We start from the raw sequence: 21,904 nt of genomic DNA on the forward strand, positions 1-21,904 counted from the left end.
CCAGCAACACTGGCTCCTTCCCTGAATCCCATCTGCCTGCTGCTGCAGTGGGCCTCTCCTCCATGGAAGGATCCTGCGCCTGCCTGTGAGAGCGAGCGCGGCTACCCCTCTGGAAAGGAAGGGCACCAGGCGCGGCGGGGTCCCTAGGTTCAGGCGCTGATGGGCAGCCAGCCGCCGTGCCGCTATCGCGGCAAGGCCTCAAGGCTCGTCAGCGGGCATATGGGCGCCGATCTGGAGCATCAGAGATTCTGCTCGACACCGTTGCATCTGAGAACGGGGCTGGCGAGCGACGGTATCCCGTGTATTGGATGCAAACCCAGACCCCTGCGGGGAGGCCCGAGGTGCCCGATGTAGGCGCGGTATATCGCCCATCCTCCTGCGCGGGAACCCGGCAAAGGGCTGGGGAAGGTCAGAAGGGAACATGGGCGGGGGGTCACTCGGCAGCATGGGGCAGCCAGGCTGCCATCCCTTTTGCCCAAGGGTGGGATGTGAGGAAAGGGGCAGATTGCACGGGCGGCAACGCAGCAGGTGGCCGGTTGGGAAAGGTGGCTGATAGGGAAGATGGCCTTATCCAGGCCCTTGCCGAACCCGGCGCCCCGCAATGAAAACAGCCCGGCACGCTGAGCCTGCCGGGCTGTGGGTCTCTGGCAGGGTCAACCGGCGATCCGGTTGATCCTAGCTATCGGGGACGGGGTTAGCCGACCAGTTGATAGAGGATGGCAGAGATGGCGATGAGGCCCATGGTTGCCACGAACACGTTGCTGATCTGGCCCTGGTATTTCGCCATGGCCGGGACGCGCTTGATGGCGTACATCGGCATCAGGAACAGTATGGTGGCGATGATGGGACCACCCAGGGATTCGATCATGCCGAGGATGGAGGGGTTGATCACGGCCACGCCCCACAGGGTCAGGATGAAGAAGGCGATGATGAACAGTTCGATCTTCTTGTGATTCGGTTCCTTGCCGGAGGAGCGCATCTGCTGCATTACCATGCCCTTCAGACCTTCACGGGCACCCAGATAGTGGCCGAAGAAGGAGGAGACGATGGCCACGAAGGCAACCAGCGGACCGAAGTAGGAGATGATGGGGCTCGCATGCTGGTTGGCCAAGTAGGAGAGCACGGCAATGTTCTGGGACTTGGCTTCTGCCAGTTGGGCCGGTGTCAGGCTCATCACGCAGGAGAAGACGAAGAACATCACGAAGCCGAGCAGGATGAGCGCGGTGCGCTTCAAGATGGCATCGGACTTGGCGACGGCGTTGTCACCGTGATCACGGCGCTGGGCCAGGGCGAAGCTGGAGATGGCCGGGCTGTGGTTGAAGGAGAACACCAGCACCGGGATGGTCAGCCACAGGGTGGTGGCGAAATCTTTGGCAGAAGGTACCTGGGCCAGGGCGGCGCCGGTCCAGTCCGGGATGAGGTAGAGGGAGATGCCCGCCAGGATGGCGATGAGCGGGTACACCAGGAACTCGGTGACCTTCAGCATCAGCTTCTCACCGGCCAGCATGACCGACATCATGGCCATGATCAGTACGATGGAGAGGATCCAGCGCGGTGGCGCCGTCATCTGCAGCTGGTTGACCAGGAAGCTCTCGACGGTATTGGTGATGCCCACGCCGTAGATCAGCACTATGGGGTAGATGGCAAAGAAGTAGAGCAGGGTGATTAATTTGCCAGCGCCCACGCCGAAATGCTCTTCCACCACTTCGGTGATATCCGCATTTGGCTTCTTGGAGGAAAGCACGAAGCGCGCCAGGCCGCGGTGTGCCAGGTAGGTCATGGGGCCGACCAGCAGCGCCATCACTACCAGTGGCCAGAAGCCACCCATGCCAGCGTTGATGGGCAGGAACAGGATGCCGGCGCCGACGGCGGTGCCGAACAGGCTGATAACCCAGGTGGTGTCTTGTTTGCTCCAACCGCGTGATTGGACCGAGCTTATTCCTTGCTCCTGTGCGGCTGCAACGTCCTGTGCGCCAGTGACAGTATTGGACATGTGTCTCACCCCGAATGTGTGGTTTTAATTAGTCGGCGCAAGAATACTTTTTTTTTAATCAAAAATGTTGATCAGATTCACCTTTATGAGGCCGAAACCCGCACTTTCTTATGGAAATGTGATCAAAAGAATAAAAAATCAAAATTTATTTATCATATACAGTGTTAGTTGAATGTTAACTGGATAATTTCTCACCTCGAAAGGTTATCAATATGTTGTTCTGACAGGTGCTGGGCCAGTTGGCGGATCATGCTGGCGGTGGCCCCCCAGATGAAGGAGTGTTGCCAGGGGATCCAGTAGATGGTGTGGCGCTTGCCCGCCCTTGGCAGGGTCAGGGCGATGTGGTGGGTCGGATCCAGCACATGGCTGAGGGGCACCTCGAAGGCCTGCTCCACTTCGTCGGGGCTGAGGGCAAGCCGGTAGTCGGGGTCTATCATGGCCAGCACAGGCAGGACGTCATACAGGGAGATGGTGTTGAGCGGGGTGAGGCTGCCGATGACCCGGATCTGGGAGGCGGGGATCCCGAGCTCTTCATGGGTCTCTCGCAGGGCCGTGTGGATCAGGCTCTCATCTTCCGGATCCTGGCGTCCGCCGGGGAAGCTTATCTGCCCCGGGTGGTGGCGCAGGGTGGTGCTGCGGCGGGTCAGCAACAGGTGCAGCCCCTGGGGGCGCTCCACCAGGGGGATCAGCACAGCCGCCGGCTTGAGCCCCGCCAGCATCAGACGGTGGGCGGGGGCGGGGCGCTGCAACAGGAAGCGGGTCAGCAGCTCGGCGCGGTTCATCTCGATATCCATCTCGGTCCTGGTCTCCTTGGGGCGGGCGAGGGCAGTCACAGGCTCATTGGCGCAAGGCATCCAGCAGCGGCAGGATGCGAGCCACCTTGTCGTAAGTCTCCTGATATTCGGCGTCCGGGTCTGAGTCGGCGATGATGCCCCCTCCCGCCCAGCAATGGAGCCGGCCGGTTTCGGCTATCAGGGTGCGAATGCAGATGCTGGTGTCCATCCGGCCGTGCTGGCTCAGATAGCCGATGCTGCCGCAATAGGCGTTTCGGCGCACCGGCTCCAGCTCCTCGATGATCTCCATCGCCCGGATCTTGGGGGCCCCCGTGATGGAGCCGCCAGGGAAACAGGCCCGTAGCAGATCCACCCCCTGCCAGCGCGCATCCAGCTCGCCGTGAATGGTGGAGACCAGGTGATGCACGGCGGGGAAGGACTCCACCGCAAACAGGCTCGGCACGCTGACGGAGCCCGGGCGGCTGACCCGGCCTATGTCGTTGCGCAGCAGATCCACGATCATCAGGTTCTCCGATCTGTCCTTGTCGGCACTGGCGAGCGACTCGGCCACCTGTTTGTCGATAGCGGGATCCGGATGGCGGGGTCGGGTGCCCTTGATGGGCTTGGTCTCGATGTGGCGGCCATCGAGCAGCAGGAAGCGCTCGGGGGAGAGGCTCAAAATGGCGCTACGGGGCAGCCGGACAAAGGCGGAGAAGGGGGCCTTGTTGGCGGCACTGAGGGCGAGATAGGCGGACCACTCGTCCCCTCCATAGGGGGCGCTGAAGCGCTGGGTCAGGTTGATTTGATAGCAATCCCCTGCCGCCAGATAGGCCTGGATGCGGGCGAACTTTTCGCCGTATTCGGCCCGGCTCATGTTGCTCTGCCACTCGCCCTGCAAGGCGAAGGGGGCGCAGGGCTGAGGGGCTTGTGCCGCCAGCCACTGCAGGCGTCTGGCGAGCCCGGCCTCATCTCCCCAGTGCACCAGCTGCCAGCGACCGGTTGCGACATTCCGCAGCAGTGCCCAGTCGTAGATCCCCACCGCCATGTCGGGTACCTGGATGTCCGCACTGGCCTGGGCGGGCAGACGCTCGAATCGCCGGCCCAGATCGTAGCCAAAGAGCCCCAGGGCGCCGGCGATGAAGGGCAGGTCATGCTCATCCTGCACCAGCTCTCCGAGCAGGGCTCGTTGGGTCTCGGCGAGCAGGGCGAGGGGATCTCCGTCGTGGTGGCTCAGGTGGCCAGCCCGGGTGAGGCAGGTGCTGGTACCCCGGGTCTCCAGGGTGGCGAGCGGATCGGTGCTGATGATGTCAAAGCGATTGTCGGCGCCCGTTGGGCCTGCCGATTCCAGCAAGATGGCCCAGGCCTGGTGTTGCAAGCGGGCAAACAGGGCGTGAAGCGATGCTTGCGGGTCGAAATGGTGGATATGCAGTCTTGGTTTCATTTTTTGTTACACAGGCAACAGTTTGCACCCAGCTCCCTAGCCGGTTCGGGTGCTCAAGCGTATCATGGCCGCCGGCATTTTTAAGAAAAACACCGTTATAAAAACACGCCGTAGTCGCCGGCTCTGTGCGCATTCGCCGCCTGCCGAAGGCCCGGCTCATATGGAAGCCCTTGCTCGCGCAAGCGACGACAAGGACCAGTGAGGATGATATGAGCATCATTAGAAAACAGGACTTTATCGATTCCATTGCTGACGCCCTGCAGTACATCTCTTTCTACCACCCCCTCGATTTTGTCCAAGCCGCCAAGGCTGCCTATGACCGCGAGATCAACCCGGCCGCCAAGGATGCCCTGGCCCAGATCCTGATCAACTCCCGCATGTCCGCCGAAGGGCATCGCCCCCTGTGCCAGGACACCGGCATCGTCACCTGCTTCGTCAAGATCGGCATGCAGGTGCAGTGGGACAGTGACATGACGGTGCAGGAGATGGTGGACGAGGGTACCCGCCGCGCCTACACCAATCCGGACAACCCGCTGCGCGCCTCCGTGCTCGCCGATCCGGCCGGCAGTCGCAAGAACACCAAGGACAACGCCCCTGCCGTGGTGCACATCGACATGATTCCGGGGGACAAGGTGGAAGTGAGCATAGCGGCCAAAGGCGGCGGCTCCGAGAACAAGTCCAAGATGGTGATGCTAAACCCCTCCGACGACGTGGTCGAATGGGTGCTCAAAACCGTGCCGACCATGGGCGCTGGCTGGTGCCCTCCTGGCATGCTGGGGATCGGCATCGGCGGTACCGCCGAGAAGGCGGCCGTGCTCGCCAAGGAAGCCCTGATGGAGCACATCGACATTCAGGAGCTGATCGCCCGGGGTCCAGAGACCACAGAAGAGAAGCTGAGGGTAGAGCTCTATGACAAGGTCAACCGGCTGGGGATTGGTGCCCAGGGGCTGGGGGGCCTCACCACAGTGCTGGACGTGAAGGTCAAGTCCGCCCCGACTCATGCCGCCTCCAAGCCGGTGGTGATGATCCCCAACTGCGCTGCCACCCGTCACGTTCACTTCGAGCTCGATGGCTCTGGCCCCGCCGAGTTGACTCCGCCGAGGCTGAGTGACTGGCCGGAAATCACCCGTGAAGCGGGCGGCAACGTGCGCCGGGTCAATGTCGACGGCATCACCAAGGCCGAACTCGCCAGCTGGAAGAGCGGCGATACAGTGCTGCTCTCCGGCAAGATCCTCACCGGCCGTGACGCCGCCCACAAGCGCATTGCCGACATGCTGAAAAATGGCGAAGGCTTGCCGGAAGGGGTCGACTTCACCAACCGTTTCATCTACTACGTCGGCCCGGTCGATGCGGTACGTGACGAAGTGGTCGGCCCGGCCGGCCCAACTACCTCCACCCGGATGGACAAATTCACCGACATGATGCTGGGCGAAACCGGCCTCATCGGCATGATAGGCAAGTCCGAGCGCGGTCCGAAAACCGTCGAGAGCATCAAACAGCACCAGGCCGTTTATCTGATGGCCGTTGGCGGCGCCGCCTATCTGGTGGCCAAGGCCATCAAGAAGGCGCGCGTGGTAGCCTTCGCCGATCTGGGGATGGAAGCCATCTATGAGTTCGAGGTGGAAGACATGCCGGTAACAGTGGCGGTCGACTCCCAGGGCAACAACATCCATGAAACCGGCCCGGCCTACTGGTCTGCCAAAATCGCCGAGCTGGATACCAAGCTCGCCTGATCCGGTGCAAGCCCTCGCGGGGCGCCGGGCAGATGGCAGCTCATCACAGCCCATATGACAGAAGGCGACCTCAGGGTCGCCTTTCTCGTCTTGGTTGCCGCCCTGCCAGACTGACGCGCGGGGCGGGGAGCTCTGCCAGCCCGGGTCGGCACGATATGACTCAATGGTTCAGGTAGACGTCCTGCCCACCGTAACAGAGAGGCCCCCCCTGGGCAGGGGTGGGCTCGAAGAAGCGAGTCAGGACACCGGCACGCTGCCCCAGGGTGCTGAGGTGGCTGCGATCCAGGGCAACCCGTTCGGGCAACCAGGTCAAGACGGCTGCACAATGACCGTTGGCCAGGCTCTGCTCCAGCAGACGTTGCCAGTTCTTGATCTTGGGGCCGTGAACCACCAGTACCCGAGCGGGATTGATCCCCTGTGCTTGCAGTTGCTTGGCCACGGGCAGCCCTGGCGGAGCTATGAGCAAAATCCAGCCGCTGTCGCTTTGGCTCAATCTTCCCAACGCATCCAGCAACGGGGCTTCATGGAGATCCATGGCCAGTCGATGCTCATGCTCCGCCTTGCTCTGATGGCGGGTGGGCCAGGTGGTGATCACACCGGCAGAGGAGGAGAGTGGACGGTGACTCAGGGGCTGGCTCATATGTGGGTCCTGTATGAATAACCATGCTGTATGCGCATACAGTAGTTCTATCTCATGCCAGTGACAAGGCGTTTGTGATTAAAAATGTGAGCCGACTAACAGGGATTTTTATTAACTTATTGAATTTAAATGCTATTTATATCGATGACGGGGCGGGTGTTTTTTAACCTGTAGACAAAGCGCGGGCCGGCGCTCATGGTTATACAGTATGTATGGCAAGAGGAGGGACCAAGATGGATGTGAGCACCTTGCAACGGCTGGACGCCAATATTCTGCTCGGGATCATCAACGAGAAGCTGCGGCTGGAGTGCGATGGTCTGGAAGAGTTGCTGGCTTACTACGACATGACAGAGGATCAGCTGGCCACCCGTCTGCAGCAGATTGGTTATCACTACGACCCCATGAGTAACCAGTTCAAGGCCCATGGTTAATTCAGCTCGGGAAGCTGCCCCAATTGGGGCAGCTTCCTTTTATTGCCGCGCTGAGACACCAAACATTGAAAGCGATTTCATCGCCGGCCTAGTTGGCGCTTATTTTCACGTATTTTCAGCCGCTGGCAATCATTGAAAACCTATTCATGAAACCATCTTTTTTAATTTCACTCAATGTTTTGATTTTTAAGGTTATTTTTATTTTGTTCAGGCGAGATATAGGAAAGGGTTTTCATGGTGAAACTGTCATTTTTATGCGTTAAAGTGTGACTCACGTTAACTTTTAAACCCCCGGCTTTAGCTAGTATGCCCACGCCGGAACATATTCTGAGATAACAACAGCGCCGGTCCCTCAAGGGGATAACATTTTTTATTTGTAACGAAGGAAAATGGTTTATGGCTACCAAGAAGAAGACAGACCAAGATCTCCAACTGGATAAAGATCAGCTCAAGGCGAGTATCGTGCGTCACCTGCGTTCTACCTTGGGTACAAGCGAACAGAAAGCCTCTCCCGAAGCATGGTGGAAAGCGACCGCTGCCGCCGTCAACGAACAGGTGTACGAGCGCCTGACCCGCACTCAGCAGACTCACTTCAAGAAAGATACTCGTGCGATTCACTATCTCTCTGCTGAATTCCTGATGGGGCGTTTGACCTCCAACAACCTGCACAACCTCTCTCTGTACAAGATCTGCGAAGAGGCCCTGGGTGAACTCGGTCTGGAATTGACCGATCTGTGCGAACAAGAGCCGGACATGGCCCTTGGCAACGGCGGCCTGGGTCGTCTGGCCGCCTGCTTCATCGACTCCCTGGCCACCCTGAATTACCCGGCGGTGGGCTACGGCATCCACTACGAGCACGGCCTGTTCCGTCAGGAGATCCAGGATGGTCGCCAGATCGAGCGCCCGGACTCCTGGCGTGAATATGGCAACCCCTGGGAGATCTGCCGCCCCGAATCGGTGCAGGAGATCCCGCTCTACGGCTATGTGGAGACCGTGTTCGGTGACAAGGGCGGCCTGAAGAAGGTGTGGCACGCCGGTCGCAAGATCAAAGGGGTGCCTTGGGACATCCCTGTGGTGGGCTTTGGTGGTCACACCGTCAATATCCTGCGCCTGTGGGAATCCCGCGCCTCCGAGTTCTTCGACTGGGACGTGTTCAACGCCGGTGGTTACATTGACTCCCAGGCCGAGAAGGCTCAGGCCGAGACCATCTCCAAGGTGCTCTACCCGAATGATGAGACAGATGCAGGCAAAGAGCTGCGCCTGATCCAGCAGTACTTCTTCTGTGCCTGCTCCATCAAGGACATCATGCGCCGCTACAAGCGGGTCCATGGTTCGGACTTCCGCAACTTTGCCGCGCAAATTGCCATCCAGCTCAACGATACCCACCCGACAGTGGCCATCCCCGAGTTGATGCGGGTGCTGGTGGACGAGGAAGACTTGAACTGGGATGCCGCCTGGGCCATCTGCTACCAGGTCTTCTCCTACACCAACCACACCCTGCTGCCGGAAGCACTGGAGAAGTGGTCCGTCAGCCTGTTCGAGAAGGTGCTGCCCCGTCATCTCGAGATCATCTACGAGATCAACGCCCGCTTCCTGAACGAGCTGGTGGAGCCCAAATGGCCGGGCAACGACGCCATCAAGGCCAAGCTCTCCATCATCGAAGAAGGGGACGTGCGCAAGGTGCGCATGGGCAACCTGTGCGTCATCGGCTCCTGCAAGGTGAACGGCGTGGCCGAGATCCACTCCAAGCTGGTGAAAGAGGATCTCTTCCCCGAGTATGCCGAGCTGTGGCCCGAGAAGATGTGCAACGTCACCAACGGCGTGACCCCCCGTCGCTGGCTGCTGGCCTGCAACCCCGAGCTCGCCGCTCTCTACAGCGAGGTGGTGGGCAAGGAGTGGCCGCTGCAGCTGGACAAGCTGCGTAGCGTGACCAAGTTTGCTGACGACAAGGCGTTCCAGCAGCAGTTCATGACCATCAAGCGTCACAACAAGGAGAAGCTGGTCAAGGTCATCAAGGCGGAAACCGGCATCGATGTCTCGGCCGAGGCGATCTTCGACGTCCAGATCAAGCGTCTGCACGAGTACAAGCGCCAGCAGCTGAACCTCATCCACATCATGGCGCTCTACCGTCGTCTGCTGGCGAACCCCGACTATGACATGCACCCGCGGGTGTTCATCTTCGGCTCCAAGGCGGCGCCCGGTTACAAGCTGGCCAAGGACATCATCTACGCCATCAACAAGCTGGCGGAGCGGGTCAACAACGACGCCCGCATCCAGGGCAAGCTGAAAGTGGTGTTCATGCCGAACTACCGGGTGAGTCTGGCCGAGAAGTTGATCCCGGCGGCGGATGTCTCCGAGCAGATCTCCACCGCAGGCTACGAAGCCTCAGGTACCGGCAACATGAAGATGGCACTGAACGGCGCCATCACCATAGGCACCCTGGACGGCGCCAACATCGAGATCGCCGAAGAGGCGGGGGCCGAGAACTGCGCCATCTTCGGCCTGAACGTGGACGAGGTGAAGTCCCTGAAGGCGCGCGGTTACAACCCGTACGACTTCTACTACGCCAACTCCGAGCTCAAGGCGGTGCTGGACTGGTTCGACACCGACTACTTCACGCCGGGTCGTCCGGGCGAACTCGCCTCCATCAAGCGCTCCTTGCTAGAAGGAGGGGATCCCTACCTGACCCTGGCCGATTTCGCCTCCTACTCGGAAGCGCACAAGTTGATCGATACCTGGTATCGGGATCCGGCGCTGTGGGCGAAGAAGGTCATCATCAACTCGGCCACCATGGGCAAGTTCAACTCCGACCGCTCCATCCAGGACTACGTGGACCGGATCTGGAAATTGAAGAGCTGCAACGTCGGCTGAGCACACCCAATATGAAAAAACCCCGCATCGCGGGGTTTTTTTATGTCATCTGGTCGAGGAGGCCTCAACGCTTGTCGACGATCTCGGTGCCGGCTGGCACGCGCTTCCTGCCGGTGATCATGGCCCTGATGAGATCGCCCCGGGTCAGGCGATCGAGGACGATGACCGCCAACACATGGATGAAGATGGCTATCTGCAGCGCTTTGGCAAAGAACTCGTGGAGCTCTTCCATGAGGTCTTCATCAAACAGCTGCTCGTACCCCGTCATGATCCCGGTGACCGCTGTCCCCACCAGGCAGGTCAACATCATCAGTATCATCAAGGCGCCCAGCGGATTGTGGCCGGCATGATAGGGGTGTTTGCCCTGCCAGCTGGCCTGCAGGTAGCGGCCCAGGCGGGCCGGAGTCGGAAACCACTGGGCAAACCTGGCGTAGTCGGAGCCGACCAATCCCCACAGGATGCGCAGCACCAGCAATCCGGCCAAGGCGTACCCGACATAGCGGTGATTGCGTCTGCCTTCCTCCAGGATGAACAGGTTGAGCACGCACAGCAGGACGGTGGCCCAGTGAAACACCCTGATCAGGGGATCCCAGACCCTGATGGCCTTGCTGCTTCCCATCGCTTTCTCCATGATGTTTTCCTCTCGTAGTGATCCATCCCGGCTTTCCATGCGCCGATTGCCGGAGTGCCATTGTCCGCATCATGGAGGTACTTTCTTAAGGCTATGTCCCAATTACGTGTTGCATGGGGCGCCCTAGCGCCTCATGCAAGCAACACCTGACGTCTATCCCTCGTTGATAACGCTCCAGCATCCGCCGCCAACCCAGATAATGCTTCAAGTAAGACGTCGCGACACCGTGAAATCGCTCCATCCATTCCTTTAGCCTGCGGTGATACCCGTTCACATGCTGGATATGGTAAGCACCGCTTATCACTCGCTGTCCCGCCCGGTTATGCAGCACCTGATGGCTCAATCCCTGGCTATGGGCAAAGCTCGCATACACGCCTGCCCCATCACTGCACAGCACCGCATCCTTGTCGACTAGCGGCGCCAGGACCGCCTTCACATGCCTGGCATCCAGTTGCTCCAGTTGGAAATCGGCCAGATGGCCTTCCCTGTCTTGCACCACGACCACCGGGATGTAATCCGGTCCCGTTCCTCGGGTTCGCCCTTTGCCACCTCGCTGTCGGGCTGGTCGTGACCAGACATGCTGGCCTTTGAAGGACTCAAGAAAGAAGGTCTCATCCACTTCCACAATCCCGCCTTCATGGTCGGCCCGATGCTCCGCCATGGCACGCAAAAAGCGATGGCGCCACAGGAAGGCGGTGTTCTTGCTGACCCCACAGCGCCGAGCCGCTGCTCTGACGGTTAGACCGTCGATGAGCGCCTGGGCATAGGCTTGCCAGCATTGGGATTTTCTCAGGCGTGCCAATGGCGTCTTGGTCAAGGTAGAGCAGGTCCGCAAGCATTGTTTACAACGGTAACGCCGTAACCCCCGAGTCCAGCCCCAGGGAGCAAGCTGGTCTGGCTGTGCATGACAATGGGGACAAGCAGGGCAATCCGGTAGCAAGGCGTTAATGCGAGAAGGCAAGCTGGGTTGCTGCAACTCACGTTGAGCGATATGTCGTTGTCGGACAGAGAGTTGCGGGAACAGGGTAAGGAGATGTTGGAAGGCTTGGGTATCCATGATGGAGGCCCTCAAGGTGATGACCTACTCCAAGGTTAGTCTTCCAACACGTAATTGGGACAGCGCCTTTCTTAAGGCCGTGTTAATGACCTGAGGTGCGCCACAGGGGCAGGGCCAGTTGCAAGGAGAGAGCGAGAGGCTGGGGGAATCACCAGAGGGAGGAATAAACAGAGCCACGACGGTGCGGGGCTCTGGTGTGTCAACAGACTTGGGGTGTTCGACGGCTCAGGGGCTTGCTCCGTCAGCATCCTCAGGCCCATCTGCCTGGCCGGGGATCAGTGCAGGATATCGCCGAAGAAATAGGCCAGCAGGGTCAAGATGAGGGTAAACACCAGGTTCAGCACCAGACCTGCCCGCATCATCTCCCGCTGCTGGATGTGACCGCTGGCGAAGACGATGGCGTTTGGCGGCGTGGCCACCGGCAGCATGAAGGCGCAGGAGGCCCCGACGGCGATAAGCACGGAGACCACTATGGGGGAGACCCCCAGCGCCTCGGCCACACCGGCGAACAGCGGCACCAGCAGGGCGGCGGTGGCGGTGTTGGAGACCAGCTCGGTCAGGAACACCACGAAGGCGGCCAGGCAGAGCAGAATGATGAAGATGGGCATGGTGGAGAGCGCACTGGAGAGGTGCTCCGCCAGGAAGGCGTTGGCCCCGGTTTGCTTGAGGACGGCGCTTAAGGTAAGACCACCCCCGAACAGCAGCAGCACGCCCCAGTCGGTGTTCTGGTTGATGTCATCCCAGCTGGCGACCCGGCTGACGGCGATGGCCAGGATGGCGCCCATGGCGATCAGGGTATCGAACTGGGGAATGCCCCCCAGGGCCGCAGCTATGGGCTGGGAGCCAATCCACAGCAGCACTGTGGTCAGGAAGATGAGCAAGGTGGTCTTGCGCTGGCCGGTCCACTCTATGGTGACCTGCTCGGTGCTGACCTGGTGCGACAGGTTGGGGCGCGTTACCCAGTAGAGCAGGCCTATGCCTACTGGCATGAAGATGAGCACCACCGGGATGCCGAACTTCAGCCAGTCGGTGAAGCCCAGTCCCATCTGGGCGGCGGCGATGGCATTGGGGGGGCTGCCCACCAGAGTGCCGATCCCGCCGATGCTGGCGCTGTAGGCGACGCCAAGCAGGACGAAGACCAAAGTGCGACGCTCCTTGTGAACGTCGAGGCCCTTGAGCATGCCGAGGGCCAGCGGCATCATCATGGCGGCGGTGGCGGTGTTGCTGATCCACATGGAGAGCGCAGCCGTGATGGTGAACAGCACTATGGCTGCCCAGCCAAGGTGACCCTTGGCAAGCTGCATCACCTTGGCGGCGATCTGGGTATCGAGTCCCTGCTTGGAGAGGGCCGCCGCCAGGGCAAAGCCGCCGAAGAAGAGGAACAGGACAGGGTTGGCGAAGTCGGTCAGCGACTTGCTCATGTCAAACACCCCGAGCAGGGTGGCGAGCACCGGGATGGACAAGGCCGTGATGGTGATGTTCACCGCTTCGGTCAGCCAGAGAATGGCGATGAAGATCAGGATGCCGAGGCCTTTGTTGACCATGGGATCAAACGGAAGCCAGGCGAGCATGGCACAGAGCAGCAGGAGATCCAGGAAGACGATCCCGGCCTTGATGTCCAGCCAGCGTGTAGGGGCGGAAGGGACTGCAGAGGTATTCATGTTGTTCTCTCGGTTAATTTATGGTTGTTGTTGTGTTGCCGAGATTACATTTATCCCCCTGTTTGAAACAGGGGGATGTGGTCAAAGCATGTGGCGACTCACAGAGTCAAGTGAAAATGGATCTGACATTAAACAGAAATTAAACATTCTGTTTTCATTTAGGCGCTGCCGCGGTGGAGAGCAGCCACTCCTTGAACAGGCTCTTGGGCAGGGAGCCGCTGCGCTGAGCCAGGATCTGTCCCCCTCTGAAGATCATCAGGGTCGGTATGCTGCGAATGGCGTAGCGGCTGGCGATGGCGGCTTCCTGTTCGGTGTCGAGTTTCACGAAGCGGATGCGGGGTTCGAGCTCAAGCGCTATCTCCTGAAAGACAGGGGCGAACTGCAGACAGGGACCGCACCAGCTGGCCCAGAAGTCGACCACCACCGGAATGTCAGACTGGATCAAGGCATCAAAGTTGGTCTGTCGGCCCGCCACCGGGGAGTGGGAAAACAGGAGTTGGTGGCAGCGACCACACTTCGCGTTTGAGTCTGTTTTTTCGGCGGGCAGGCGATTGCGGGTGAAGCAATGGCTACAATAGGTAGTGACAAGTGACATAATTGGTTCCTTTATTCATGGCCCGGCAACATCTTTATTGCATTCACAGAGCAGACTAACGGTAACATAGCGCTCAGTTGTTTTTCACACTCGGCTGTCTGGTCGTGACCCTGAGTCACCGGATGGCTGACCATGACATGAGAATCGTGACGGGATGAAGAGTGTTGCACGGGTCAATCGTGTTGTCTTTGGCCTTATCATCGTATCGCTGCTGGCGTTTTCTGCCTATTGCTGGCAGTTGCTGAGCCAGCAACAACGCGCCTCCGATCTGAGCGTGGCCGCAGAGCTGGTCCTCAACCGGGTCAATACCGACACCGTGTATCTGCTGGGGCGAGAGAAGGCCAGCGATGGCAGCGTACAGCAGCGCCTCAGCCTGCTGTCAAACAGCCTGGATCGCTTCGTGAGCCAGGTGCGCGAAGACCCGGGCTCGGTGGATGATCCCGCTTCCCAGGCGCTGCAACGGGACATCGATGGCTATCTGCTGGATCTCGCCAGGTTCTACACCATGGAGATGACCATCGAATACCTGGCGCCTCGTTTCCAGAGCCAGCTCAAGGCACTGCTGGCAACGCTGCCGGCCGGGGCCGAGCAATCCCGCGATCTTACCGAGCTTGCTCGGTTGAGCCACTACCTCAGGCGCAGCTGGGACACGAGCGAACAGCGTCAACTGCAGCAACTGCAGCAGCGGCTGATGGAGACCTCCCCCGGGCAGCCCAAGGTCATGGCCCTTACCCGACTCAGCCAGGAGCTCAATCAGCAGGTGATGGAGTACCATCGCCTGCGTAACCAGATCGTCGAGATGAAGGGGCTGTCCTCGCTGCCGGCGTGGAAACAGAGCAAGCTGGATCAGGCCTCGTCCCTCAAGAGCCGTTTCTATCTGATGGTGCTGGGGGGGGCGCTGCTCTGCTTCTCGCTGGTGGCCGCGACTCTGTGGCGCCGCAACCAGAAGCTGAGCGAGCTGTCCCGCCACGCCGCCTTGCTGGCCCAGGCCAAGAGCGATTTTCTGGCCAACATGAGCCACGAGATCCGCACCCCCATGAATGCCATCATCGGCTTCAGTGCCCTGGCGCTGCAGACCAAGCTCGATCAGCAGCAGCGGGACTATCTCAACAAGATAAAGTCCTCGTCTGACACCTTGTTGTTGCTCATCAACGACATCCTGGATTTGACCAAGGTGGAGTCCGGCAAGCTGACGCTCGAGGAGATCGACTTCGATCTCAGCGAGCAGCTCGACTCCCTGGCCGCCATGTTTGCGGACCTGGCGGAGCGCAAGCAGATCGAGGTCATCATCAACAAGTCGCCTGCGGTGCCCGATTTTCTGCGCGGCGATCCGCTGCGACTCGGTCAGGTGCTGGTCAATCTGGTCAACAACGCCATCAAGTTCACCGAACGGGGGGAGGTGGAGGTGGCCATCACTCTAGTCAATCAATACCCGATGCGGGTCTGTTTCAGCGTGCGGGACACCGGCATCGGCATAGCGCCGGAGAAACAGGCGCAGCTGTTCCAGCCCTTCACCCAGCTGGAGGCGGGCAACACCCGCAAATATGGCGGCTCGGGGCTTGGGCTCAACATCTCCCAGCGGCTGGTGGGGCTGATGGGGGGGGAGATCAAGGTGCAGAGCAAGCCCGGGGTGGGTTCCACCTTCCTGTTCGAGATCCCCCTGTCCCAGGCTGTCTATGGGGTCTCCGGGCGCCGGGTCTTCTTCGATCACCAGCCCCTCATCCTGATGATGGATGACAACGAACTGGTGCTGGAGCTCGCCAAGGACATACTGGGCCGGGCTGGTGCCTCGGTGATCGCGGTCAACAGCCTCTCCCGTGCCCGCCAGGTGCTGCGAGAGGAGGGCCACCACATCCGGCTTGCCATCCTCGACTGGCGCATGGGGCAGGAGGATGGCCTGGATCTTGCCCTCGAGATGTATCAACACAGCCAGTGGCGGCGCCTGCCCATCCTGATGACCAGCGCCTGGTCCAGGGAGGGGCTGCACGGACGCATGGAGAGCATGGGGCTGACCCACTTCCTGCCCAAGCCCATGACAGAGAATGCCCTGCTGGCCAAGGTGGACGAGCTGCTCAACGGCAGCTCCCACGACAGCAAGGTTCGTCAGGCCGAGGCACAGGGCGATCAGCAGCACTTTCGGGAGCTGCTGCACGGGACCCGGGTGCTGCTGGCCGAAGACAACCGTGTCAACCAGCAACTCATCATGGAGTACCTGCGCCGGGTCGAGGCGGTGGTCACCGTGGTGGACAACGGGCGCGAGGCGGTGGAGCAGGTGACGGAGCAGCCCTTTGACGTGATCCTGATGGATTTGCAGATGCCGGTGCTCGACGGCCTGGATGCGACCCGCCAGATCCGCAAGATGGTGGACAAACACGATGTGCCCATCATAGCACTCACCGCCAGCGCCATGCCGGGGGACCGGGAGCGCTGCCTCGGGGTCGGCATGAACGGCTATGTCACCAAGCCGGTGAGCAAGCTGGATCTCTACAACAACCTGCTGCAGTGGGTGAAGAGCGCCAGCGGCGAGCGGCGGGCGCCGCCCGAGGTCAAGCCGCCGGATCTGATGGGGGTGCTGGATCTGGAGGATGCCCTGCACCGGCTGGAGCAGGACAGGGAGGCGCTGCAGATCCTGTTCAAGCTGTTCCTCTCGGAGCACAAGGACGATCTGTGGGACATTCGCTCCGCCCTGCGCCGCCAGCAGCCCGAAGTGGCCTGCCGCCTGTTGCACACCTTGAAGGGGGTGTCGGCCAACATCTCCGCCTCCCGCCTGCAACTGCTGGCTGGCGAGCTGGAGTGGCGGCTGCGGCTGCAAGAGGAGCTGAGCGAGGGCGAACTGACCCAGTTGCAGCAGGTCTTCATCCAGACCCGGGAGGAGGTCTCCCACTTCCTGCTGACCGGCGAGCAGCAGGAGTCGGTCGCCTTCCCGTTCTCGCCCGCCGACAAGCGGCTGTGAACCGGTGAGATAGCAATCGTTCTCAAGTCGTCCGCTTCAGGCTATGATGACCCACTCCCATCGCCCCCACCTCGGGGGCGATTGTATTGAGCTTCTCTCTATGACCACGCGGCGCCGGCTGTGCCGCGAGCAAGGACTTTACTGTGAGCGTATTTTTGCGGCTTGGCTGGTTTTTCAAGGATCAGTGGCGGCGTTATCTGATGGCCATCTCCCTGCTGATGATGGTGGCCCTGTTGACCGTGATCCCCCCCAAGGTGGTGGGCTGGGTAGTGGATGGTATCGCCAGGGGGGAGCTCGATGACGGTACCCTGATGGGCTATCTGGCGGGGCTCCTTGGCCTCGGCCTGCTCATCTATCTGCTGCGTTATGTGTGGCGGGTCATGCTGTTCGGGGCCTCCTACCGGCTCGCCTATGTGCTGCGCAACCGTCTCTTTACCCACTTCACCCGCATGAGCCCGGATTTCTATCAGCGCCACCGCACCGGCGATCTGATGGCCCATGCCACCAACGACATCCAGGCGGTGGAGATGACGGCCGGAGAGGGGGTACTGACCCTGGTGGACTCCTTCATCGTCGGGATCCTGGTGCTCTCCATCATGTGCAGCCAGTACTCCTGGCAGCTGACCCTGCTCTCCCTGTTGCCGCTGCCGGTGATGGCCTTCTTCATGAACCGCTTTGGTACCCAGATCTACAAGGAGTTCAAGGCGGCGCAGGGGGCCTTCTCCCGGCTCAACAACAAGACCCAGGAGGCCCTCTCCGGGGTGCGGGTGCTCAAGTCCTATGCGGTGGAGTCCCTCGAGGATCAAGGCTTCGCCGAGCTGACCCGTCAGGCGGGAGAGCGCAACATGGCGGTGGCTCGCATCGATGCCAAGTTCGATCCCGTCATCTACCTGTGCATCGGCTGCTCCTACTTCCTCGCGGTGGCCGGCGGCAGCGCCCTGGTACTGCAAGACAAGCTGACCCTGGGGGAGCTCACCAGCTTCACCATGTATCTGGGTCAGCTCATCTGGCCCATGTTCGCCATCGCCTGGCTGTTCAACATCATAGAGCGGGGCAGTGCCGCCTACTCACGCATCGAGAGCATGTTGGGGGAGCGCAGCGACATCGAAGCGCCCACCCGGCCTGCGGCCTTTGTCTCGGCTCTGCCCCTTGAGGCCAGGGGCCTGGGCTATCAGCTGGAGCAACGCAGCCTGCTTGCGGGCATCGACTTTGCCCTGCAACAAGGAGGCATGCTGGGGGTGGTGGGGCGCACTGGGGCGGGCAAGAGCTCCCTGCTCAAGCTCTTGATGCGGCTGGCCAATCCCACGGCCGGTGCCATTACCATGGGGGGCGTGCCCATCGATCAGCTACCCCTGGGCACCCTGCGCAACCAGTTTGCCTATGTGCCCCAGGAGCCCTTCCTCTTCTCCACCACCATCGCCGCCAACATCGCCCTCGGCAAGCCGGAGGCAAGCCAGGAGGAGATAGAGCGGGTGGCCCGCATCGCCTGCGTCCACGACGACATAGTGCGTTTCCCCAAAGGGTATGAGACCGAGGTGGGAGAGAAGGGGGTGACCCTCTCCGGCGGCCAGAAGCAGCGCCTCGCCATCGCCCGCGCCCTGCTGCTGGCTGCCCCCATCCTGGTGCTGGACGACGCCCTGTCGGCGGTGGATGCCCACACAGAGCAGCAGATACTGCTGGCGCTCAAGGCCCACAGACGGACCCTCATTCTGGTCAGCCACCGCATGACGGCGGTGGAGCAGGCGGACGAGATCCTGGTGCTGGATCAGGGAGCCATCAGCGAGCGCGGTGCTCACAGCGCCCTGATGGCCCACAACGGCTGGTACGCGGACATGGTTCGCTATCAGCGTCTCGAACAAGATGTGGAGGAGAGCCTGTGAGTTTGATGATGAGACGCGTGGTTCCCCCCACCCCCACCCCTTCTCCCTCGAGGGGAGAAGGGGGCAAAGAGAGTCAATTCCTTGGGAACGCTGTGCTGGAGGCAAGTCTGTGAATCCAACCATCAAACGCCTGCTCGCCTACTGTGCCCGCTATCCTCGCTGGCTGGTGCAGGCGGGCATCTGCCTGCTGCTGGCCACTGGCGCCGAAGTGGCCGGGCCCCTGCTTATCAAGCTCTTTATCGATGACTATCTGGCGCCGCGCCAGCTGGTGTGGCCCCACATCGCCGCCCTGGCCGTCGGTTATCTGGGGTTGCAGGTGCTCTCGGCGGCGGGTTTCTACCTGCAATCCCTGCGCTTCAACCGCATCGCCCAGGCGGTGGTGCAGACCCTGCGTGAGCAGGTGTTTGCCACCGCCATCCGGCTGCCTGCCCGCTATTTCGACAAGCACCGCTCGGGCTCCCTTATCTCCCGCATCACCAACGACACAGAGGCGATCATGAACCTCTATGTGCAGGTGATAGGGCTGCTGGTGCAAAAAGTGGTGCTGCTATGCGGCATCCTCATCTCCATGGCGCTGCTGGATCTGCGCCTGATGCTGGTGTGCGCCACCCTGCTGCCCGCGGTGGGGGCCGTGATGTGGCTCTACCAGCGCCTGAGCGTGCCCGTGGTGCGGGCGACCCGCAGCCTGCTCTCCGACATCAACAGCCGGCTCAACGAGTCCCTGCAGGGGATGCCGGTGATCCAGGCCATGGTGCAGGAGCGCCACTTCGCCAATGCCTTTGCCGAGGTGAACCAGCAGCACTGGCAGGCCAGGATCAAGAGCCTCAAGATCAACGGCATACTGCTGCGCCCCCTCATCGATCTCTTCTACATGATGGTGCTCATCGGCCTGCTGGCCCTGTTTGCCAAGGAGGGGTTGAGCGCGGGTGGCGCCATCCAGGTGGGGGTGCTCTACGCCTTCATCAGTTATCTGGGGCGCATGATCGAGCCCCTCATCGAGATGACCAACCAGCTCAACCAGTTGCAGCAGGCCATGGTGGCGGGGGAGAGGGTCTTTGCCCTGCTGGACGAATCCCGGGAGAGCACGCAAGGCGAGACGCTGCCCCTGGCGGGACGGGTGCGTTTCGAGCGGGTGAGCTTCTCCTACGATGGCCAGCAGCCGGTGCTGCAGGAGGTGAGCTTTGCCACCCGTCCCGGCCAGATGCTGGCGCTGGTAGGCCACACCGGCAGCGGCAAGTCCACCATCATCAGCCTGCTGATGGGCTTCTATCCGCTGGATCAGGGCTGCATCCGTTTCGATGATCACCCCATGAGCACGCTGTCGCTCTCGGCGGTGCGCCGCAGCATAGGCCTGGTGCAGCAGGATCCCTTCATCTTCGTCGGGACCTTGGCAGAAAACCTGCGCCTTGGCCGTGACGGCATCGGTGAGGCGCGGCTCTGGCAGGCCCTGGAGGAGGTGCAGCTGGCCGCGTTCGTGCGCCATCTGCCACAGGGCCTGGAGACCCTGATGGAGGAGGGGGGCAAGAACCTCTCTGCCGGCCAGCGCCAGCTGCTTTCGTTTGCCCGCGCCCTGGTGGGGGATCCGCGCATCCTCATCCTGGACGAGGCGACCGCCAGCGTGGACTCCCAGACCGAGCTGGCGCTCTCCCAGGCGCTCTCGGCGGCGCGCCGTGGCCGTACCACCATCGCCATCGCCCACCGGCTCTCCACCATAGTGGATGCGGACGAGATACTGCTGCTCTCCCGCGGTCAGGTGAGCGAGCGTGGCACCCATGGGGAGCTGATGGCGCTGGGGGGCCACTACGCCCAGCTGTTCGAGATGCAGAGCCAGGGCGCCTGGCTCGAAGAGAAACGGGCATGAAGCCCTTTATAAAAAACAGCCGGCAGATGCCGGCTGTGTTGTTTCCAAGATGGGGGAAGATCAGGCCGTCGCCTTGCTCCGTGCGATCTGCTTGGGTTGCAGAGGCGGGAAGTCGTCGTTGAAGAAGGTATCGGCTTCCTCGATCTGGGCCTTGCGCTGCTTCTGGATGAAGTTGTCGAAGTCGCGCTTGATCTCGGGATCCTTCAAGGCCTCGTAGTCGAACACGTTGGCGGCATAGAGGTAGTTGAAGTAGATGTCGACGAATTCGGCGCTGGCACAGGCGGAGGTGAACTTGCTGTTCTGGCGGTCGAAGTTGATGCGGTACTGCTTGATCTTGGGCACATAGACCAGTTCGCTGCCCACCTTGAACACCTCGACCGTGATGCCGACCGTGATGGTCTTGTAGAAGTCCTTGTTGTTCTCCACCCCGAAGCGGATGGCATCCCCCTGCTTTTGCAGGAACTTGTTGAAGCTTGCCAGCGCCGTGGTGCCCTGGCTCACCACCACGTCCATGATGAAGTTGATGAAGTCGGTGGCGATGCTGAGCCCCTTGATGTGGCGGCTGTAGCTCTGCTGATCTATCTTGCTCGGCCCCATCAGGGGGATCTTGGAGAGGGCCCGGGCCCAGAGATCCGCGTCCGTCTTGTACTGCTCGCCATAGGCCTCGGCGTAGCGGTTGATGTAGGCGGTGACCACTGAGGTGATGGCGATGAGGTAGGCCTTCTGCTCCGCCAGCTTGGCCATGACGGCGGGATCGTCCAGCAGCTCGTTGGCCACGATGAACTCCACCAGGCCATCCTTGTCGGCATAGGGGTCGCTCCCCAGGTTTCTGGCGGTGGTGGGCAGGTTGACGTCGTTGAAGAAGGCCTCGGCCTCGGCGAACTGATCCCGGTTGTTCAGGCGGCTGGCGGGGGCCTCACGCACCAGCTGGCAGAGCACTATCTCAGCCTCGTAGTCCGACTCGCGCCACAGGGGCGCCTGGGCCTGGTTGCCAAAGGTCTTCTTGTAGGCGAGGTTGAAGTCGAACAGCACAGAGCTGCAGCCGCAATCCATGGCGAAGTCGACGGCGTAGCTGAGCGGCCCTGTGGGCAGGGGCTTGCTCATCTTGCCCTTGACCGCCAGGTTGGCGTAGCACTTGAGGTACTCCCGGCCAAACAGCTCAAAGGCACGGTTGTTGTTGAAGTTGAGCAGGAAGGTACCGGCGCTCTCGCCCCCGTTGAACAGCTGTTGAACGTTACTCATCTCTCTATCCTTATGGTGAGATTGGTAAACGGGTTGACCCGGTGCCGAGTGGCTACTTCCGGGCCAGCAACAGCCTAGCGAGGGGGGAGGCATTTCGTTACTGCGATTATTCTCAGTGGCGCTGGCGAGAGGGTGAACTAGC

Annotated in this window: 15 protein-coding genes; 6 read left to right on the forward strand and 9 right to left on the reverse strand. The window is 60.9% G+C overall.

The window, feature by feature from the left end; translation table 11 throughout:
• Nucleotides 1-694: 694 nt before the first annotated feature.
• From KI797_RS09155 to pabB, 3 genes are all read right to left on the reverse strand, one after another.
• Nucleotides 695-1,993 carry an HAAAP family serine/threonine permease gene (locus KI797_RS09155; RefSeq protein ID WP_042649889.1) on the reverse strand — a complete coding sequence of 433 codons (1,299 nt, stop codon included), beginning with the start codon at nt 1,991-1,993 and terminating at the stop codon, nt 695-697.
• Nucleotides 1,994-2,184: 191 nt separating this feature from the next.
• Entirely contained in the window at nt 2,185-2,775 is a 591-nt protein-coding gene (locus tag KI797_RS09160; protein WP_182788896.1) for a CoA pyrophosphatase, read from the reverse strand.
• A gap of 55 nt (nt 2,776-2,830) precedes the next feature.
• Entirely contained in the window at nt 2,831-4,207 is a 1,377-nt protein-coding gene (pabB, locus tag KI797_RS09165) for an aminodeoxychorismate synthase component I (RefSeq protein ID WP_226172678.1), read from the reverse strand.
• A 209-nt stretch (nt 4,208-4,416) separates the two neighbouring features.
• Here pabB and KI797_RS09170 point away from each other — a divergent pair, with 209 nt between their 5' ends.
• Nucleotides 4,417-5,940 carry a fumarate hydratase gene (locus KI797_RS09170; protein ID WP_042649887.1) on the forward strand — a complete coding sequence of 508 codons (1,524 nt, stop codon included), beginning with the start codon at nt 4,417-4,419 and terminating at the stop codon, nt 5,938-5,940.
• A 160-nt stretch (nt 5,941-6,100) separates the two neighbouring features.
• Here KI797_RS09170 and KI797_RS09175 read toward each other — a convergent pair whose 3' ends face one another.
• Nucleotides 6,101-6,580, reverse strand: a complete 480-nt coding sequence (locus KI797_RS09175) for a cell division inhibitor (protein ID WP_042649886.1) — start codon at nt 6,578-6,580, stop codon at nt 6,101-6,103.
• A 233-nt stretch (nt 6,581-6,813) separates the two neighbouring features.
• On the opposite strand from KI797_RS09175, the gene KI797_RS09180 reads away from it, so the two are divergent.
• The gene (locus KI797_RS09180) at nt 6,814-7,011 is read left to right on the forward strand and encodes a DUF4250 domain-containing protein (RefSeq protein WP_005323525.1); all 198 of its coding nucleotides are present in this window, start codon (nt 6,814-6,816) and stop codon (nt 7,009-7,011) included.
• Between the two features lie 396 nt (nt 7,012-7,407).
• Nucleotides 7,408-9,882 (forward strand): glycogen/starch/alpha-glucan phosphorylase, encoded by a 2,475-nt coding sequence (locus KI797_RS09185; protein ID WP_171268952.1) that lies wholly within the window; start codon nt 7,408-7,410, stop codon nt 9,880-9,882.
• A 64-nt stretch (nt 9,883-9,946) separates the two neighbouring features.
• Here KI797_RS09185 and KI797_RS09190 read toward each other — a convergent pair whose 3' ends face one another.
• The 4 genes from KI797_RS09190 to trxC all read right to left on the reverse strand — a co-directional run bounded on the left by KI797_RS09190 (nt 9,947) and on the right by trxC (nt 13,826).
• Complete coding sequence (locus KI797_RS09190; protein ID WP_005323528.1) at nt 9,947-10,501, reverse strand: cytochrome b/b6 domain-containing protein; 555 nt, start codon at nt 10,499-10,501, stop codon at nt 9,947-9,949.
• A 103-nt stretch (nt 10,502-10,604) separates the two neighbouring features.
• On the reverse strand, nt 10,605-11,570 hold the full coding sequence (locus KI797_RS09195; RefSeq protein WP_226172680.1) for an IS1595 family transposase: 966 nt from the start codon (nt 11,568-11,570) through the stop codon (nt 10,605-10,607).
• A 275-nt stretch (nt 11,571-11,845) separates the two neighbouring features.
• Nucleotides 11,846-13,231, reverse strand: coding sequence for an SLC13 family permease (locus tag KI797_RS09200; RefSeq protein ID WP_226172682.1), 1,386 nt, complete (start codon nt 13,229-13,231; stop codon nt 11,846-11,848).
• 154 nt (nt 13,232-13,385) lie between these two features.
• Nucleotides 13,386-13,826 carry a thioredoxin TrxC gene (gene trxC / locus KI797_RS09205; RefSeq protein WP_042649883.1) on the reverse strand — a complete coding sequence of 147 codons (441 nt, stop codon included), beginning with the start codon at nt 13,824-13,826 and terminating at the stop codon, nt 13,386-13,388.
• A gap of 154 nt (nt 13,827-13,980) precedes the next feature.
• Here trxC and KI797_RS09210 point away from each other — a divergent pair, with 154 nt between their 5' ends.
• From KI797_RS09210 to KI797_RS09220, 3 genes are all read left to right on the forward strand, one after another.
• Complete coding sequence (locus KI797_RS09210) at nt 13,981-16,779, forward strand: response regulator (RefSeq protein WP_226172685.1); 2,799 nt, start codon at nt 13,981-13,983, stop codon at nt 16,777-16,779.
• A gap of 143 nt (nt 16,780-16,922) precedes the next feature.
• Complete coding sequence (locus KI797_RS09215; RefSeq protein WP_226172688.1) at nt 16,923-18,659, forward strand: ABC transporter transmembrane domain-containing protein; 1,737 nt, start codon at nt 16,923-16,925, stop codon at nt 18,657-18,659.
• Nucleotides 18,660-18,768: 109 nt separating this feature from the next.
• Nucleotides 18,769-20,520, forward strand: coding sequence for an ABC transporter transmembrane domain-containing protein (locus KI797_RS09220; RefSeq protein WP_226172691.1), 1,752 nt, complete (start codon nt 18,769-18,771; stop codon nt 20,518-20,520).
• Nucleotides 20,521-20,580: 60 nt separating this feature from the next.
• Here the strand turns inward: KI797_RS09220 and KI797_RS09225 are convergent, their stop codons facing one another.
• Nucleotides 20,581-21,762, reverse strand: a complete 1,182-nt coding sequence (locus tag KI797_RS09225) for a hypothetical protein (RefSeq protein WP_226172694.1) — start codon at nt 21,760-21,762, stop codon at nt 20,581-20,583.
• Nucleotides 21,763-21,904 lie beyond the last annotated feature (142 nt).

Origin of the sequence: Aeromonas media (assembly GCF_020423125.1) — a bacterium.
In the GTDB taxonomy this organism is placed as follows: Bacteria; Pseudomonadota; Gammaproteobacteria; order Enterobacterales; family Aeromonadaceae; genus Aeromonas; species Aeromonas media.